This is a genomic window from Streptomyces varsoviensis (assembly GCF_000718635.1).
Classification (GTDB): Bacteria; Actinomycetota; Actinomycetes; order Streptomycetales; family Streptomycetaceae; genus Streptomyces; species Streptomyces varsoviensis.
The window spans coordinates 80,280-97,029 of sequence record NZ_JOBF01000013.1; the positions used below are offsets into that span (position 1 = coordinate 80,280).

General features: G+C 71.7%; 15 protein-coding genes and 1 pseudogene. 6 read left to right on the forward strand and 10 right to left on the reverse strand.

Going from position 1 to position 16,750, the window contains the following annotated elements; all coding sequences use genetic code 11:
- Window positions 1-50: 50 nt before the first annotated feature.
- The 3 genes from IF55_RS18965 to IF55_RS18975 all read right to left on the reverse strand — a co-directional run bounded on the left by IF55_RS18965 (window position 51) and on the right by IF55_RS18975 (window position 3,067).
- Window positions 51-725, reverse strand: coding sequence for a class I SAM-dependent DNA methyltransferase (locus tag IF55_RS18965; protein ID WP_030877992.1), 675 nt, complete (start codon window positions 723-725; stop codon window positions 51-53).
- Between the two features lie 158 nt (window positions 726-883).
- Window positions 884-1,570 carry a cytidylyl-2-hydroxypropylphosphonate hydrolase gene (gene fomD, locus IF55_RS18970; protein ID WP_030877994.1) on the reverse strand — a complete coding sequence of 229 codons (687 nt, stop codon included), beginning with the start codon at window positions 1,568-1,570 and terminating at the stop codon, window positions 884-886.
- A gap of 72 nt (window positions 1,571-1,642) precedes the next feature.
- Complete coding sequence (locus tag IF55_RS18975; RefSeq protein WP_030877996.1) at window positions 1,643-3,067, reverse strand: class II fumarate hydratase; 1,425 nt, start codon at window positions 3,065-3,067, stop codon at window positions 1,643-1,645.
- Between the two features lie 107 nt (window positions 3,068-3,174).
- On the opposite strand from IF55_RS18975, the gene IF55_RS18980 reads away from it, so the two are divergent.
- On the forward strand, window positions 3,175-4,719 hold the full coding sequence (locus tag IF55_RS18980; protein ID WP_030877998.1) for a ricin-type beta-trefoil lectin domain protein: 1,545 nt from the start codon (window positions 3,175-3,177) through the stop codon (window positions 4,717-4,719).
- 54 nt (window positions 4,720-4,773) lie between these two features.
- Here IF55_RS18980 and IF55_RS18985 read toward each other — a convergent pair whose 3' ends face one another.
- Window positions 4,774-6,459 (reverse strand): fumarate hydratase, encoded by a 1,686-nt coding sequence (locus tag IF55_RS18985; RefSeq protein ID WP_106980427.1) that lies wholly within the window; start codon window positions 6,457-6,459, stop codon window positions 4,774-4,776.
- A 158-nt stretch (window positions 6,460-6,617) separates the two neighbouring features.
- On the opposite strand from IF55_RS18985, the gene IF55_RS18990 reads away from it, so the two are divergent.
- Both IF55_RS18990 and IF55_RS18995 read left to right on the forward strand, forming a co-directional pair.
- Complete coding sequence (locus IF55_RS18990; protein WP_030878004.1) at window positions 6,618-7,385, forward strand: DUF1707 SHOCT-like domain-containing protein; 768 nt, start codon at window positions 6,618-6,620, stop codon at window positions 7,383-7,385.
- 291 nt (window positions 7,386-7,676) lie between these two features.
- The gene (locus IF55_RS18995; RefSeq protein WP_030878007.1) at window positions 7,677-8,033 is read left to right on the forward strand and encodes a WhiB family transcriptional regulator; all 357 of its coding nucleotides are present in this window, start codon (window positions 7,677-7,679) and stop codon (window positions 8,031-8,033) included.
- A gap of 217 nt (window positions 8,034-8,250) precedes the next feature.
- On the opposite strand, the gene glpX is transcribed toward IF55_RS18995, so the two are convergent.
- The gene (gene glpX / locus IF55_RS19000) at window positions 8,251-9,282 is read right to left on the reverse strand and encodes a class II fructose-bisphosphatase (protein WP_030878009.1); all 1,032 of its coding nucleotides are present in this window, start codon (window positions 9,280-9,282) and stop codon (window positions 8,251-8,253) included.
- Window positions 9,283-9,507: 225 nt separating this feature from the next.
- On the opposite strand from glpX, the gene IF55_RS19005 reads away from it, so the two are divergent.
- Complete coding sequence (locus IF55_RS19005) at window positions 9,508-10,101, forward strand: DUF4245 domain-containing protein (RefSeq protein ID WP_030878012.1); 594 nt, start codon at window positions 9,508-9,510, stop codon at window positions 10,099-10,101.
- A 184-nt stretch (window positions 10,102-10,285) separates the two neighbouring features.
- Here IF55_RS19005 and IF55_RS19010 read toward each other — a convergent pair whose 3' ends face one another.
- The 4 genes from IF55_RS19010 to IF55_RS19025 form a co-directional block, all read right to left on the reverse strand.
- Complete coding sequence (locus IF55_RS19010; RefSeq protein WP_030878013.1) at window positions 10,286-10,876, reverse strand: malonic semialdehyde reductase; 591 nt, start codon at window positions 10,874-10,876, stop codon at window positions 10,286-10,288.
- 329 nt (window positions 10,877-11,205) lie between these two features.
- The gene (locus IF55_RS19015) at window positions 11,206-11,493 is read right to left on the reverse strand and encodes an exodeoxyribonuclease VII small subunit (protein WP_030878016.1); all 288 of its coding nucleotides are present in this window, start codon (window positions 11,491-11,493) and stop codon (window positions 11,206-11,208) included.
- A 10-nt stretch (window positions 11,494-11,503) separates the two neighbouring features.
- On the reverse strand, window positions 11,504-12,724 hold the full coding sequence (gene xseA / locus IF55_RS19020; RefSeq protein WP_037963403.1) for an exodeoxyribonuclease VII large subunit: 1,221 nt from the start codon (window positions 12,722-12,724) through the stop codon (window positions 11,504-11,506).
- 108 nt (window positions 12,725-12,832) lie between these two features.
- A complete protein-coding gene (locus tag IF55_RS19025; protein WP_030878022.1) occupies window positions 12,833-14,200 on the reverse strand; it encodes an APC family permease in 1,368 nt (455 codons plus the stop codon).
- Between the two features lie 360 nt (window positions 14,201-14,560).
- On the opposite strand from IF55_RS19025, the gene IF55_RS19030 reads away from it, so the two are divergent.
- Window positions 14,561-15,559 (forward strand): 4-hydroxy-3-methylbut-2-enyl diphosphate reductase, encoded by a 999-nt coding sequence (locus IF55_RS19030; RefSeq protein WP_398243249.1) that lies wholly within the window; start codon window positions 14,561-14,563, stop codon window positions 15,557-15,559.
- A 30-nt stretch (window positions 15,560-15,589) separates the two neighbouring features.
- Window positions 15,590-16,381, forward strand: coding sequence for a polyphosphate--glucose phosphotransferase (ppgK, locus tag IF55_RS19035; protein WP_037963406.1), 792 nt, complete (start codon window positions 15,590-15,592; stop codon window positions 16,379-16,381).
- Window positions 16,382-16,442: 61 nt separating this feature from the next.
- On the opposite strand, the pseudogene IF55_RS41475 reads toward ppgK, so the two are convergent.
- Window positions 16,443-16,682: pseudogene (locus IF55_RS41475) on the reverse strand (DUF6542 domain-containing protein); the annotation flags it as partial.
- Window positions 16,683-16,750: the final 68 nt, after the last annotated feature.

The following is a 16,750-nucleotide window of genomic DNA, read 5'->3' on the forward strand; positions in this document are numbered from 1 at the left end:
GTTCCATCCGTCCGGGGCCGTACGCCCATGAGCCGCGGGCGCACCGAGTGTCAGGCGCGTCGCAGATTGAGGAAGAGCTGGATCTCGGGGGGTACATCCGTGCTGGCCGGGGCGTACGCGTGGGAGTCTTCCCCGACGACATCGAAACCCGCGTCACGCACGACTCGGCGCAGTTCGTCCCTCAGGTAACCGGATACCCGGATGGTGTGGCCGAGGAACGGAATGGAGAAATCGTTCACGTCGGCTTCCACCATGCCGAGCGCCAGCAGCCCCTCGGGCCGCAGCATGCCGTGCAGCATCCGCAGCGCGTACGGGATCTCCGGGCGCGGCAGCATCAGCAGGGTGAAGAAGGCGGCGATGCCGTCGAAGCTGCCGAGCCGGTGGTCCCGCAGGTCGGCGATGTCCGCCTGGTGGAACTGGGCGCCGGGCACGTTGTCGCGCGCGAGCTTGAGGATGCCGGGGGAGATGTCGACGCCGACCACCTCGTGGCCCGCCTCGCTCAGCCGGCGGGCCGTGGGCAGGCCCGTACCGCAGCCGAGGTCGAGGACGCGGGAGCCGGGCGGCAGCGCCGACGCCAGCCAGTCGCCCGCCGCGAGCTGCCCCTCCTTGTGCGGGAAGGCGTCGTCGTAGCGGTCGCCGATGGCGTCGAACGCCTCGGCCTGGCCGGTGCGGTCCAGGCCCGCGCGGGCATATCCGTCATACCCCTGGTTGTCGTCACCGCTCACGGCTCCGCCCCTTCTGTGACCGCTTGTGGCCCTTGTCGGCCGCTCGTCAAATGCCGTGCGTCGTTCGAGAGTTGCCCGTGCTCGCACATGCGCTCCGCTCCCGCACGGGGTTCCGGAGGACGATCCTACGGTTGCCGTGCGGGGACGCAGCAAGAGGCTCACGCCTGGACGCGCGCCGGGGCGCGGTCCCAGTCCGCCGGAAGCTCCGGCACGGTCCAGGCCGGGTCCGGGCGCCAGTCCTCCCAGCCCGCCGAGAACGGCGGGCCCCAGTCGTGGATCATCTCGACCGCCGAGCGCCCCGCGGCCCGTACCCGGTCCGCCTTGGCCGGCGACATCAGGCCGACCCGCTGCGCCTGTTCGAACTCGTCCTCGTCCTTCCATTCCCAACTGCGGTCCGGGTAGACCGAGATGTCGAGGAAATGGTCCTCGGAGTCGACACCCCCGGCCCAGCGGGTCAGCGGCTCCTCAAGGTTCACGTACCAGTCCTTGAAGCGCCAGCCGCGCTCCCAGAACAGCCAGACCGACCACGGCTCGCCCGGCCGGGCGAGCTTGAGCACCCCGGTGCCGAACCAGCGCGAGCGCGTGGTCGTCCGCGGCTTGGTGTAGCGCGTGCCCAGCGGCTCGCGGTGGACCGGCGTGCCGTCGGCGAGCAGCGGCTTGACGCAGTCGGTGCCGGGCGCCATCCACACCGCCAACAGCTCGTCGGTGTCCCGGACGACGGTGACGGGGCGGCAGATGTGGATGCGATCACAGGCGTTGTCGCGGTAGCGCCACAGAATGTGCTCCCCCGCCGCCCAGTGCGCGGTGTCCGCCGTTCCCGTCGTCTCCATCGTCTCCGCTGTCATGCACAGATCTTAGGTGCCGCCCCCGCCGGCCGTCCGTGATCTGCGCCGCACGCGCGTCCCGGCCCCGCCCGGCTACGGCCGCGTCATGCGCAGCACGTCGAGGGCCTCGTCGAGCTGTTCCAGGGTCAGCAGCCCGCGCTCCACATAGCCGCCGTCGAGCACCACCTCGCGGATGGTCCGCCGCTCGGCGAGGGACTTCTTGGCGACCTTCGCCGCCTCCTCGTACCCGATGTAGCGGTTGAGCGGGGTCACCACGGACGGTGACGACTCGGCGTACTCGCGGGCCCGCTCCGCGTTGGCGGTGATCCCGTCGACCGTGCGGTCGGCCAGCAGCCGCGCCGCGTTGGCCAGCAGCCGGACGGACTCCAGGAAGTTCTTGGCGATCACCGGGAGCATCACATTGAGCTCGAAGTTGCCGGCGGCGCCCGCCGTGGCGACGGTCAGATCGTTCCCGGCCACCTGGGCCGCCACCATCAGCACGGCCTCCGGGATGACCGGATTGACCTTCCCCGGCATGATCGACGAGCCCGGCTGGAGATCCGGCAGCGCGATCTCGGCCAGCCCCGTGCGCGGCCCCGAGGCCATCCAGCGCAGATCGTTGGAGATCTTCGTGAGGCCCACCGCGATGGTCCGGAGCTGCCCGCTGGCCTCCACCAGCCCGTCGCGCGCGCCCTGCGCCTCGAAGTGGTTGCGGGCCTCCGTCAGCGGCAGCCCGCTGGCCCCGGCGACCTCCGCGATCACCGCCGCGGAGAAGCCGGGCGGGGTGTTGATGCCGGTGCCCACGGCGGTGCCGCCCAGCGGCAGTTCGGCCAGCCGCGGCAGGGCGGCGCGCAGCCGCTCCACGCCGTAGCGGACCTGGGCCGCGTAACCGCCGAACTCCTGGCCCAGGGTGACCGGGGTCGCGTCCATCAGGTGCGTACGGCCCGACTTGACGGTCTCCGCGAACTCCTCGGCCTTGCGCTCCAGCGACCCGGCGAGCTGGTCCAGGGCGGGGATCAGGTCGCGGGTGACGGCCGCGGTCGCGGCGATGTGGATGGAGGAGGGGAAGACGTCGTTCGAGGACTGGCTGGCGTTCACATGGTCATTGGGGTGCACGTCGCGGCCGAGCCGCTCGGTGGCCAGCGTCGCGATGACCTCGTTGGCGTTCATGTTGGACGAGGTGCCGGAGCCCGTCTGGAAGACGTCCACGGGGAAGTGGTCGTCCCAGCGGCCCTCCGCGACCTCGCCCGCCGCGGCCGCGATGGCGTCCGCCACGTCCCGCTCGACGACGCCCAGCTCGGCGTTGACCTTGGCGGCGGCGGCCTTGATACGGCCCAGCGCCTCGATATGGGCCCGTTCCAGACGCGCTCCGCTGATGGGGAAGTTCTCCACGGCGCGCTGGGTCTGCGCCCGCCACTTGGCGTGCGCGGGCACCCGCACCTCGCCCATGGAGTCGTGCTCGATCCGGTAAGCGTCCCCGTGCTCGTCGCGGGAGCTGTCACTGCCTTGGTCGGCCATCGTCAGCCACCTCCTGTGAAGAAGAGCGTTTGTCTGGTTCGCGGTGTTCCCCAACACCACTACTTGCCAGTAAATACCGGAGCGACGACTGAGACCGGGGAGGCTCCATGCAACGACGCAGCAGACCCAGGACGCGGTGCGCCGTCGCGGCCGTCGCCGCACTCGCGGCGGCGCTCGGCGGCATGGCCGCGACCGCTCCCGGCGCCCAGGCAGCGCCCGGCGCCCAGGCCGCGCCCGCCCGCGCCTCGGCCGCCACGCCCCTGCCCCCGGACCTGGAGAAGATCCGGGCGGCCGAGGCCGCCGAGCTCTACGGCGACCCCGCCGAGCGCCCCCTGGACCAGCGCAAGTCCTCGCTCATCTCGCTCGGCGACAGCGAGATCTCCGGCGAGGGCGTCGGCACGTACGAACCTGGCACCGACGGGCCCGACAACTGGTGCCACCGCTCGCCCGACGCGGCCATCCACCGCACGGGCATCCCGGCCGACGTCACGTACAACGTCTCCTGCTCCGGCGCGTACACCGGCAACATCGTCATCGGCGGGAGCAAGCAGTACCCGGACGAACTGGTGCAGAGCGACAGTCTCGCCATCAAGGCCCGCAACACGCGGATCAAGATGGTGCTGCTGGTCGCCGGCGCCAACGACGACCTCCAGTTCGGCCCGGTCATGACCGACTGCGTCGTCCGCTGGTTCACCCTCCAGGGCGCCTGCGAGCCCAAGTACCGGCCCGGGTGGCAGGCCCGCGTCGACGGCCTGGTGCCCAAGGTCGAGAAGACCGTACGGGACCTGCGCACCACCATGACGAACGCGGGCTACGCGGAGGGCGACTACAAACTCGTCGTCATGGGCTACCCCAGCCCCATCGGCCCCGACGTCGAGGACAACCCCCGCTACCCCGGCAAGCTGCCGGGCGGCTGCACCGGCTACACCTCCGACGCCGCCTGGGGCCGGAACACCGCCGTCCCCGCCTTCGAACGCGGCATGCGGAAGGCCGCCCAGGACACCGGCGCCCTCTACCTGGACAACTCGCGGCTCTTCCACGGCCACGAGGTCTGCATGGAGGACACCTGGGCGCGCGGCCTCCACGTCGACCTCACGAACCCCTTCCCGCCGGACTCGAACTCCGTCCGGCAGTCCTTCCACCCCAACGCGCGCGGCCACGCCGCCTTCGCCTCCTGCCTCACCCAGCTCTACGAGTCCGGCCGGCGCGAAGCGGGCTGCGCCGACCCGGCCTCCACGGGCAAGCCCAAGCTCTACAAGGGCGCCTGGGACGACGCGTACCGGCCGCTGAAGAACGCGGCCACCGGCACCTGCCTCGACGCGTACGGCGCGAGCAGCCGTAACAGCACCGAGGTCGGCGGCTGGGACTGCGCAGGGCAGCGCAACCAGAGCTGGTGGTACGACCCGGAGCGCGGCTCCGTGCACACCGCGCTGACCCAGGACCGCTGCCTGGACGTGCCCGGCGGGAAGTACGACGCCGGGGCCGCCCTGGTGCTGTGGAACTGCCACGGCGAGGCGAATCAGAAGTTCACCGAGTCCGCTGGCGCCATCCGGCCGGCCGCCGCACCCGGCCTGTGCCTCACCCTCGCGGCGGCCAAGGACCCGCTGCGGCTCCAGAAGTGCGACGGCTCGGCGCACCAGAGGTTCGTGTAGCGCGCCGCCCGTCCCCGGCCCGGAATCGCTGTCCGAGCCGGGGACGGGCGTACGTCACGACCCCTGGCGGACCGGGATGCTGGTGACGAACGGCTGCTCGGGCGCCGGGTCGGCGAAGAAGTCATTGCCCTTGTCGTCCACCACGATGAACGCCGGGAAGTCCTCCACCTCGATCCGCCAGACCGCCTCCATGCCCAGCTCCTCGTACTCCAGGACCTCGACCTTCTTGATGCAGTCCTGCGCGAGCCGGGCCGCGGGCCCGCCGATCGAGCCGAGGTAGAAGCCGCCGTGCGCCTCGCACGCGGCGGTGACCTGACCGGAGCGGTTGCCCTTGGCGAGCATCACCTTGGAGCCGCCCGCCGCCTGGAACTGCGCCACGTACGCGTCCATCCGGCCCGCCGTCGTCGGCCCGAAGGACCCGGACGCGTACCCCTCGGGCGTCTTGGCCGGCCCCGCGTAGTACACCGGGTGGTCCTTCAAGTACTGCGGCATCTCCTCGCCCGCGTCCAGCCGCTCCTTGATCTTCGCGTGCGCGATGTCGCGGGCGACGACCAGCGTGCCGGTCAGCGACAGCCGGGTCTTGACCGGGTGCTTGGTCAGCTCGGCGAGGATCTCGTCCATCGGCCGGTCGAGGTCGATCCGTACGGCCTCCAGATCCGGCCCGGCGCCCTCGGTGAGCTGTGCGTCGGTGGTCTCCGGCAGGAACCGCGCCGGGTCCCGCTCCAACTGCTCCAGGAAGACGCCCTCCGCGGTGATCTTCGCGACGGCCTGGCGGTCGGCGGAGCAGGAGACGGCGATGGCCACCGGGCAGGACGCGCCGTGCCGGGGCAGCCGCACGACCCGTACGTCGTGGCAGAAGTACTTGCCGCCGAACTGCGCGCCGATGCCGATCTTCTGCGTCAGCTCGAAGACCTTCCGCTCCAGCTCCTGGTCGCGGAAGCCGTGCCCGGCCGGGGAGCCCTCGGCGGGCAGCTCGTCGAGGTAGTGCGCCGAGGCGTACTTCGCGGTCTTCAGCGCGTACTCGGCGCTGGTGCCGCCGACGACGATCGCCAGGTGGTAGGGCGGGCACGCGGCCGTGCCCAGCGAGCGGATCTTCTCCTCCAGGAACTTCATCATGCTCGCCTCGTTGAGGACGGCCTTCGTCTCCTGGAAGAGGAAGGACTTGTTGGCGGAGCCGCCGCCCTTGGCCATGAAGAGGAACTTGTACGCGCCGCCGTCGGTCGCGTACAGCTCTATCTGGGCCGGCAGGTTGGTCCCGGTGTTCTTCTCGTCCCACATGGTCAGCGGGGCCATCTGCGAGTACCGCAGGTTCAGCTTCGTGTACGCGTCGAAGATGCCGCGGCTCAGCGCCGCCTCGTCGCCGCCCTCGGTCAGCACGTTCTGCCCGCGCTTGCCCATCACGATCGCGGTGCCGGTGTCCTGGCACATCGGCAGCACCCCGGCCGCCGCGATGTTGGCGTTCTTGAGCAGGTCCAGTGCGACGAAGCGGTCGTTGGCGCTGGCCTCCTGGTCGTCCAGGATGCGCCGCAACTGCGCCAGGTGGGCGGGGCGCAGATAGTGCGAGATGTCGTGCATGGCTTCGGCCGCGAGCTTGCGCAGCGCCTCCGGCTCGACCTTGAGGAACGTACGGCCGTCCGCCTCGAAGGTGGACACGCCCTCCGAGGTGACGAGACGGTACGGAGTGTCGTCCTCACCCAGGGGGAGCAGATCCGTGTAGGAGAACTCAGGGACAGGGGGCATTGCGGCCATTCCTCACTCGGCAGACTGCGAAAGCTGACGTCCTCGGCAGCGCCCACCAGAGTAGAACCCGGCGGGAGGGGGAGGGCTGTGAGGTAAGGCTCAGTAGGGCGCCGGGTTCAGACTGTCGCGATCTATCGCGTTTCGCTACCCTGTTGCCCGTGGATGAGTCTTCGCTCGAAAAGCGACCCCAGCAGCCGGAGCGGCCGACCGCGCCCCCTTCCGAGGACGGGCCCGCGGTCCGGCTCCAGAAGGGGCCCTCGCCCGAGGGGCGGCCGGCGGCGCGCCCGGCGGCCGTGGCCGAACCGGCGGGTGACGGGGAGTACCGCGCCTCCGACGCCGACCGCGACCGGGTCGCGGACATCCTGCGCGAGGCCCTGGCCGAGGGGCGGCTCACGGCCGACGAGCACGCCGAGCGGATCGGCTCGGTCTACGGCGCCAGGACGCTGGGCGAACTGGAGCCGATCGTCCGCGACCTGCCGACCGCCGCCGGCCGGCGCGCCGACCGCCCGGAGCCGGCCGCGAGCGCCCCCTACGACCCGCCGCCGCACTCCCGCACCAACACCGCCGCCGAGAACCTCATCGCCGTCTTCGGCGGCGCCACCCGCAAGGGCCGCTGGCGCGTCGGGCGGCGCACCAACGCCTTCGCCGTGTTCGGCGGCGTCGAGATCGACCTCACCGAGGCGGTCTTCGACCAGCAGGAGATCGTCATCAACGTCACCGCGATCTTCGGCGGCGTGGAGATCAAGGTCCCCGAGAACATCTCGGTGCGTTGCGCGGGTACAGGCATCTTCGGCGGCTTCGACGTCGTCAGCCAGGAGGCGACCGACCCCGACGCGCCCGTCGTCGTCATCACCGGGTTCGCGATATTCGGCGGCGCCGAGGCCAAGACCAAGCGCGGCAAGCGCCTGAAGAACCTGCGGAAATGACCGGCTCGACCGGCCCCGGCGGCCCCCGCCGGCCGCTCCACGCTCCGGCGAACCGCCGCCGAACGAGCGGCGAACCCGCCTCGACCAGCGGTCGAACGGATATCGAGCACAAGCGGAACGCACGCCGCGCGCGCCGTGCCGGTCGCGAAGGCAACGGTGTGCATAAGCCCACGCACAGCGGGTAAGGCTTGGTGCACATCGTCTCGCGTACGGACTGGGGATGTGCGTTGTCGTACGCAGGGAGGCGGGCAAGGGTGACTCAATCGGTCAAGCCGTCGTCAGGAGTAGACCGTGCTGCAACCGCATCAGCCCCTGCAGGACGCCGCCGTACCGTCCCAGCGGATTCATCCCCGGGATCAGGCCGGCCCCTGGCACTCGGAGGCGGTATGCCGTCGGGATGAGGCCGGACTGTTCTTCGCTCCCTCCAAGGAGCCCACGGCAGCCCGGCTTTCGCGCGAAGAAGCCGCCAAGCGGGTCTGCGCGCGCTGCCCGGTCATGGTCGAGTGCCGGGAACACGCACTGCTGCAGCCCGAGCCCTACGGAGTGTGGGGCGGGCTGACCGCGGCCGAGCGCCGCGTCGTACTGGCCCGCAGGCGCCGCCGCGAGGCGGAGCTCCAGCGCGCCACGAGGGTCGCCGCCGCCGGCTGACCGGCGGCCGCGTTACGGGCCGGGCCCCGCCGCACACGACGGCGGGGCCCGGCCCGTGGTGCCGTCCGGAACCGGTGCGCGGCGGCGTACGGCGAGGGGCGCGGGGGTACGGTGCCGCGGGCCGTACGGTCGCGGAAGCTCGTACGGGCGTGAGGCGGCCGTAGCCGGGCGCGGAGGGCCGACGACCGCCGCGCCGACGGGGCGTCAGCCCGCGCCGCTAGCTGGGGCGCTCGAAGTCGACCTGGCTGTAGGCGCGGAGCTTCGAGAGCCGGTGGGTGGAGTCGATCTGCCGGATCGTGCCCGACTTGGACCGCATCACGAGCGACTGCGTGGTCGCCGTCTCGGCGCGGTACCGCACCCCGCGCAGCAGATCGCCGTCCGTGATCCCGGTGGCGACGAAGAACACGTTCTCCCCGCTGACCAGGTCCTCCGTCTGGAGCACCCGGTCCAGGTCGTGGCCGGCGTCGATGGCGCGCTGCCGCTCCGCGTCGTCCTTGGGCCACAGTTTGGCCTGGATCGTGCCGCCCAGGCACTTGATGGCGCAGGCGGTGATGATGCCCTCGGGCGTGCCGCCGACGCCGAGCAGCAGGTCCACGCCGGTGCCCTCGCGCACGGCCATGATCGCGCCGGCCACGTCGCCGTCCGCGATGAACTTGATGCGGGCGCCCGCCTCGCGGATCTCCTTGACGATGCCCTCGTGGCGCGGCCGGTCGAGCACCACGACCGTGACGTCCTCGGGGGAGGACCGCTTCGCCTTCGCGATCCGGCGGATGTTGACGCCGACCGGCGCGTTGATGTCGACGAAGTCGGCGGCGTCCGGACCGGTGACGAGCTTGTCCATGTAGAAGACCGCGGAGGGGTCGAACATGGTGCCGCGCTCGGCCACGGCCAGCACGGACACGGCGTTGGCCATGCCCTTGGCGGTCAGCGTCGTGCCGTCCACGGGGTCCACGGCCACGTCGCACTCCGGGCCGGTGAGGTCGCCGACGCGCTCGCCGTTGTAGAGCATGGGCGCGTTGTCCTTCTCGCCCTCTCCGATGACGACGACGCCGTTCATGGAGACGGTGCCGATGAGCGCGCGCATGGCCCTGACGGCGGCGCCGTCGGCGCCGTTCTTGTCGCCGCGGCCGACCCAGCGGCCCGAGGCCATGGCGCCCGCCTCGGTGACCCGGACGAGTTCCAGCGCGAGGTTGCGGTCCGGGGCCTCGGGGCTGACCTCAAGGGGAGACGGCAAGTGATGTTCGGTCAACGGAGCGCACCTTTCTGTACGGCGACGGCCGTTAAGTGAGGGTGTGATGACTTTATCGGTTGATTGCCAATGTGAGCAGAGCGCCCTACGCATGAGCGCCACGGAGAGTGGCGAACGCGCCGAGTGCGAAGGGTGCGTGCGGCGGGGGCGCGGGGGCGGCGTGGCGGCCCCACTCGAGGCGGTCCGGCGGCCCCGCACTGGGCCGGTGTCCCGGCCGGAGCGGGCATGAGGGACTATGGGCGGGTGGCAGGCAGAAGCGCTAAGAAGCAGACGGTGCGGAACATGATTCTGTCGCTGGCGGTGATCGTTCCCGTCGCGGTGGTCAGCTATGTGTTCATCCCGCACGACCAGCACAACGACCCGATCAAGACGGTCAGCTACCGCGTCGAACTCGACACCGCCCGGCGCGCGGCCCCGTACCCGGTGGCGGCCCCGGTCGGCCTGCCGGAGGGCTGGCGGGCCACCTCGGTCTCGTACGACGGGGACGGCAAGGAGGGCGCGGCGTGGCACCTGGGCTTCCTCGACCCCGAGAAGCAGTACGTGGCGGTCGAGCAGAGCGACGGCCCGTCGGCGGTGTTCATCGACAGCGTCACCCGGCAGGCGGCGAAGACCGGTAAGACCGAGCGCGTCGACGGCGCGACGTGGGACCTCTACGAGGGCGAGAAGTACGACGCGCTGGTGCGCACGGAGCGCGGCGTGACGACGGTGGTCACGGGGACGGCGCCGCACGGGCAGCTCACGCGGATGGCCGCCGCGCTCAAGGCCGAGAAGACGAAGACGAAGCCGGACGGGACTCCGGACTCGCGCGACTCGGCCTGAACACGACGGCCACCGGGCTGCCGCCGGGGGAGCGGCAGGTCTGAGGGGGGTGCCGCCCGGCTCGCGCCGGGCGACCTCAGACATCTCTGTGCATCTCAGCAGATATCTCTGCATCTCAGCCGCGGCTCTGCTTCTGTGCCGCGGCTTTCTGCTCTCTGCGGCTCCGCTCTGTCGCGGCGCTGCCTCAGACGGTCTGGACGACCTGGTCGTACGAGAGGCGCGGGGAGCGCGGGAACCAGGCGTCCTTGCCCGGCTTGCCGATGTTGACGACGATCAGCGGGGTGTGGTCGTCGTCCAGGAACTCCTTCTGGATGCCCGCGGCGTCGAAGCCCGTCATCGGGCCGGCCGCGAGGCCGGCGGCGCGGATGCCGAGGATGAAGTAGGCGGACTGCAGCGAGGCGTTCAGCGCGGCGGCGGACTCGCGAACGGGGCGCTCGGCGAAGAAGACGTCCTTGGCCTGCGGGAAGTGCGGGAAGAGCGCCGGCAGCTCCTCGTGGAACTCGTTGTCGGCGGCGAGTATCGCCACCAGCGGGGCCGTCCGGGTCTTGGCCTGGTTGCCCTCGGCCATGTGCGACACGAGGCGCTCGCGGGCCTCCTCGGAGCGGACCAGCACGATGCGCAGCGGCGACTGGTTGAACGCGGTCGGGGCGTACTTGAACAGGTCGTAGATGGCCTGCATCTGCTCATCGGTCACCGGCTCGTCGGTGAAGGTGTTGGCAGTACGGGCCTCACGGAAGAGCAGATCCTGAGCGGCGGCGTCGAGGACGAGAGTCATGCGGTGAACACCTTCTGTTGCGTGCGGCTTCGAGCTGTCACGGACCACTGTACCCCTAATAGATTAATCTTCAACTAATACTGGAGGGGTGTGCCCCGGTTCACACGCGTCAGGGCATGGCGCGGTACGGCGGTGGCGCCGCAGGGGGCGGTGGGTGTCTTCGCGCGGGCGGGCTGCCGTACGGGCGCGATGCCGACCGCGTACGGGCGTAACGCGACGCCCTGCCGTACGGGCGCGCTACACGGGCACGCCACCCGCGCCGATGCCGTGCGCGCTCACGCGGCACGTACTGATTCGGTCTCTACCGGCGCGGAGGCCGGGAGGCCCGCTCAGTCCTGCCAGCCGGGGGCTTCCGCGTCGCCCGACGCGCCGGCCTCGGCCGCCTCGCCGTCCTCGTCACCGTCGGCCTGCGCCAGCGCGGCGTCCAGCCGGGCGCGCGCCCCGTCGAGCCAGCGGCGGCAGACCTTCGCCAGCTCCTCGCCGCGCTCCCACAGGGCGAGCGATTCCTCCAGGGAGGTGCCGCCCGCCTCCAGGCGCCGCACCACATCGATCAACTCGTCCCGGGCCTGCTCGTAGCCGAGAGTGGAGTCGTCGGTCTTCTCGCGCGTCGTCGCCATGGGAACCAGCCTAAGCGGGGGGTGTGACAACGGCCCGCACCGCGAACTCGCCCTCCGCGACCCGCGCCCGCAGCTCCTCGTCCGCCACCACGTCCTCGGGGGAGTGCACCACCGAACCGTCCGCGTGCTGCAGCACGGCGTAGCCGCGCCGGAGCGTCGCCGCGGGCGAGAGGGCCACGACCCGCGCCAGGGTGTGCGCCAGCTCGGAGTCGGCGCGGTCCAGGAGGTGCCCCAGGGTGCGCCGGCCGCGCTCCAGCGCCGCAGCGACCTGCTCCTCGCGCTCGTCGATCATGCGGTGCGGGCGCTGTATGACGGGCCGCGCGAGCGCCGAGGCCAGCCCGCGCTCCTCGCGGTCCAGCAACCCGCCGACGCAGCGCAGCGCCCGCTCGCGCAGTTGCTGGATACCGGCCTGCTCCTCGCCCACGTCCGGCACCACCCGCTTCGCCGCGTCGGTGGGCGTCGAGGCGCGCACGTCGGCGACCAGGTCGAGGAGCGGGGAGTCGGGCTCGTGCCCGATGGCGGACACCACGGGCGTACGGCACGCGGCCACCGCCCGTACCAACTGCTCGTCGGAGAACGGCAGCAGGTCCTCCACGCTGCCGCCGCCGCGCGCCACGACGATGACGTCCACCTCGGGCAGCGCGTCCAGCTCCTTGACCGCGGCCATGACCTGCGGGACCGCGTGCACGCCCTGGACGGGCACGTTGCGGATCTCGAAGCGCACGGCGGGCCAGCGCAGCCGGGCGTTTTCGAGCACGTCGCGCTCGGCGGCCGAGGCGCGCCCGCAGACCAGCCCTATGAGCTGCGGCAGGAACGGCAGCGGGCGCTTCCGGTCGGCCGCGAACAGCCCCTCGGCGGCCAGCGCCTTCTTGAGCTGCTCCAGCCGCGCGAGCAGCTCGCCCACCCCGACCGGCTTGATCTCGGCGGCCCGCAGCGAGAGCTGGCCACGCGGCGCGTACCACTCCGGCTTGGCGTGCACGACGACGCGCGCGCCCTCCGAGACGATGTCGGCCACCTTGTCGAAGACCGCGCGGTAGCACGTGACGGTCAGCGAGATGTCGTACGACGGGTCGCGCAGCGTCAGGAACACCACCCCGGCCCCCGGCCGCCGGGACAACTGCGTGATCTGCCCCTCGACCCATACGGCCCCGAGCCGGTCGATCCATCCGCCGATCAGCCGCGACACCTCACCGACGGGGATCGGCGCGTCCGCGGACGTGTTGAGAGCCATGCGCCCCAGGCTATCGGCGCCCACTGACAACGGACGGCCGCCGCCGGCGCCGAGGGGGCGCGGGCGAGCTTGCCCGCTATCGGCCCGCTATCAGTGGGCAGGAAGCTGTTAAACCTGGCGGCGTCCGCGGTATTGGAACGCCAGGACCGCCAGCCCCACCGCCAGCCAGACGGCCCCCACGACCTGGGCCGTGGCCGACGCCTCGACGATCACCGCGACCACCACCGCGAGACCCAGCAGCGGTACGAGGACGTGGCCGAGCAGGCTCGGGTTCTGGGACCGCTTGCGGATCCAGAACCAGCCGATGACCGAGGCGTGCAGCAGGCCGAAGGCGGTCAGCGCGCCGACGTTCACGATCGAGGACAGGTGGTCGAGGCCGTCGTCGCGGCGGGCCGCCCACACCGCCGCGATCAGCGTCACGACGGCCGCGCCGAGCAGCGCGCGGCGCGGCACGCCGCTCCCCGCGTCGACCTTCGACATCACGCCCGGCAGCCGCCGGTCGCGGGCCATGGCGAACAGCAGCCGCCCGGCCGCCGCCTGCCCCGCGAGCGCCGCGAAGGCCGCGCCGATCGCCTTGCTGGTCGCCACGAGGTCGTGCAGCCAGCCGCCGACTGCCGAGTCGACCGTGCCGTAGAACGCGTCCCCCTGCTCGGCGGGGTTCGCGGCCAGTTCGGCGGCCGTCATCGGGGCCAGCAGGCCCGCCAGGTACGTCTGCACGGCGAACAGGACGCCCGCGATGACCAGGCAGGTGATCACGGCCTTCGCGACCCGCGCGGAGCCGCCCGCGGCCTCCTCCGCGAACGAGGCGATCGCGTCGAAGCCCAGGTAGGAGAGGACCGCGACCGAGACGGCCGCGAGGACCGCGGTCATCGAGAAGGAGCCCTCGCCGGTGAACGGCACCGCCCAGCCGCGCTGGGCGCCGTGCGCGATCAGCTCGTACAGCGCCGCGGCGACGAAGACCACCAGCACCACGATCTCCAGGGCCAGCACCGCCGCGCCGACGACCGCGGCGGCCCGTACGTCCCACAGGTTCAGCAGCGTCGTCACGACCACCGCGATCGCCGTCCACACCCACTGGTGCACGGACGGCACCAGGGCGTGCATGGCGATGCCGGAGAAGAGGTAGGCCACGGCCGGGATCAGCAGGTAGTCGAGCATCGCCATCCAGCCGGCGATGAACCCGGCGCCCTCGCCGAGCCCCACGCGCGCGTATGTGAAGACCGACCCGGCCTGCGGCGCCACGCGCACCATCTGCGCGTACGAGTAGGCGGTGAAGGCCATCGCGATCGTCGCGACGATGTAGACGGTGGCGATCGCGCCGTGCGACTTCGCCTCCAGGGTCCCGAAGATGCCGACCGGGGCCATGGGGGCGATGAAGAGCAGTCCGTAGACGACGAGGTCCCGGAAGGACAGCGTCCGGCGCAGCGCGCCGTCCTCGCCCGCGGGGGCCGTCGAGCCTGTCGGCGTGGTGGTCATGGGGTGTGCCCCCTCGTCGGTCCGGTGTTTTCGTGGTGATCGGCGTTGATCGTCCCTTGTCGGAGATGATCGTGCCTCACCTTCGGCCAAGGCGGCGCGCCGGACGCTTGGGGCGCGCCGGGGCGCTCGTAGCCGAGATGCCTGGGCGCCGTGTCCGGGGCGGGACGCTCGTACTCGGGCGGCCGGGGTGCTCGTACCTCGGGGCGGGTAAGGCGGGTCGCACCCGAGCCGGGGCCCTCGCACCCGAATGGGCCGGGGCGCTCGTACTCGGGATGGCTGAGGCGTGTCGCGACACGCCGGAACGGGCCCGTCCGCGGGGTTGTCCACAGGGTGATCGCGCCATCTGGCAAGGCCCGTACGATGGATGGCATGACTGCTACGACAGCTCGCAAGGTCCTGCTCGCCGCCCCCCGGGGCTACTGCGCGGGCGTGGACCGTGCCGTCATCGCCGTCGAGAAGGCGCTGGAGCAGTACGGCGCGCCGGTGTACGTGCGCAAGGAGATCGTCCACAACAAATACGTCGTGCAGACCCTGGAGAAGAAGGGCGCGATCTTCGTCGACGAGACGGCGGAAGTGCCCGAGAACGCCATTGTGATCTTCTCCGCGCACGGCGTGGCCCCGGTCGTCCACGAGGAGGCCGCGCGGCGCAATCTGGCGACCATCGACGCCACGTGCCCGCTGGTCACCAAGGTCCACAAGGAAGCCGTCCGGTTCGCCGGCGACGACTACGACATCCTCCTCATCGGCCACGAGGGCCACGAGGAGGTCATCGGGACGAGCGGCGAGGCGCCCGAGCACATCACGCTGGTCGACGGCCCGGAGGACGTGAAGAACGTCCAGGTGCGCGACGAGTCCAAGGTGGTCTGGCTCTCCCAGACCACGCTCTCCGTCGACGAGACGATGGAGACGGTCGACGCGCTCAAGGAGCGCTTCCCGAAGCTGATCTCGCCGCCGAGCGACGACATCTGCTACGCGACGCAGAACCGCCAGACGGCGGTCAAGCAGATGGGCGCCGCCGCCGACCTGGTGATCGTCGTCGGCTCCAAGAACTCCTCGAACTCCGTGCGGCTCGTCGAGGTGGCGCTGGGCGCGGGCGCCCGCGACGCGCATCTGGTCGACTTCGCCGCCGAGATCGACGAGGCGTGGCTGGAGGGCGTCTCGACGGTCGGCGTGACCTCGGGCGCGTCCGTGCCGGAGATCCTGGTGCAGGGCGTGCTGGAGTGGCTGGCGGAGCGCGGTTTCGGCGACGTGGAGATCGTCACGGCCGCGGAGGAGAGCATCACCTTCTCGCTCCCCAAGGAGCTCCGCCGCGACCTGCGCGCGGAGGCGGCGTCCCTTTCCGACGGGTCCAAGGGGTGAAGGTGCTTGTCCGGGCCTAGCCTCGTGTCCATGAAGGTATTCGGTGTGGACATCGGCGGGTCGGGCATCAAGGGCGCCCCGGTGGACCTGGTGCGCGGGGAGCTGGCGGACGACCGCTACAAGGTGCTCACCCCGCACCCGGCCACCCCCGAGGCGGTCATCGACGGCGTCGAGGAGGTCGTGGGCCACTTCGGATGGTCGGGCCCGATCGGCGCGACGTTCCCGGGGGTCGTGGTCGACGGGTGGACGCGTTCGGCGGCCAATGTCGACAAGAGCTGGATCGGCCTCGACGCGGCGACGGCGCTGCGCGAGCGGCTCGGCGTCCCGGTGACGCTCCTGAACGACGCGGACGCGGCGGGCCTCGCGGAGGTGCACTTCGGCGCGGGCCGCGGCCACTACGGCACGGTGATCGTGCTCACTCTCGGTACGGGCATCGGCAGCGCGGTCTTCACCGACGGCAAGCTGGTCGCCAACACCGAGCTGGGCCATCTGGAGCTGGACGGCCGCGACGCGGAGACGCACGCCTCGACCCGGGCCAAGGACGAGGAGGGCCTGAGCTGGCACCATTGGGCGCACCGGCTCCAGAAGTATCTGGAGCACGTGGAGATGCTCTTCTCGCCGGAGCTGTTCGTGCTCGGCGGCGGGGTGAGCCGCAAGGCGGAGAAGTTCGTGCCGCTGATCAAGGGCGTCAGGGCTGAGATCGTGCCTGCTCAGCTTCAGAACAGTGCGGGGATTGTGGGGGCTGCGATGGCTGCCGCCGCTGCTGCCGCGGCTGACGCTGGTTCCGACGGGCCTGCCGCCGCTCCCGGTGCTGCCGGCTGACCAGCGCCGCCCTGCGTACGCACACGATGAGCACGGCCAGCACCGTGCCCGCGTAGAGCCACCCGGCGTGCACGGCGAGCGCGGTGACCACGCTCATGATCCGTCCGCCGGTGCCGCCCGAGTCGTCGCTGATGGCGATGGCCCCCACGGCGAACGCGATGGGGACGCCGACCGGGGCGATCATCAGGTCGGCGGGGCGTACCCACAGCGCGCAGGCGGCGGCGGTCAGCACGAAGAACACCCCGTAGACGCCCGGGGCGCCGTCCAGCAGCAGGGCGTCGAGAAAGCCGACCAGCAGCATCGTGAGGGTGGCGAGGAGCCCGCTGCCGAGCGCCGTCAGGCGCGGGCCGGGCAGCCGGGACAGCGCGG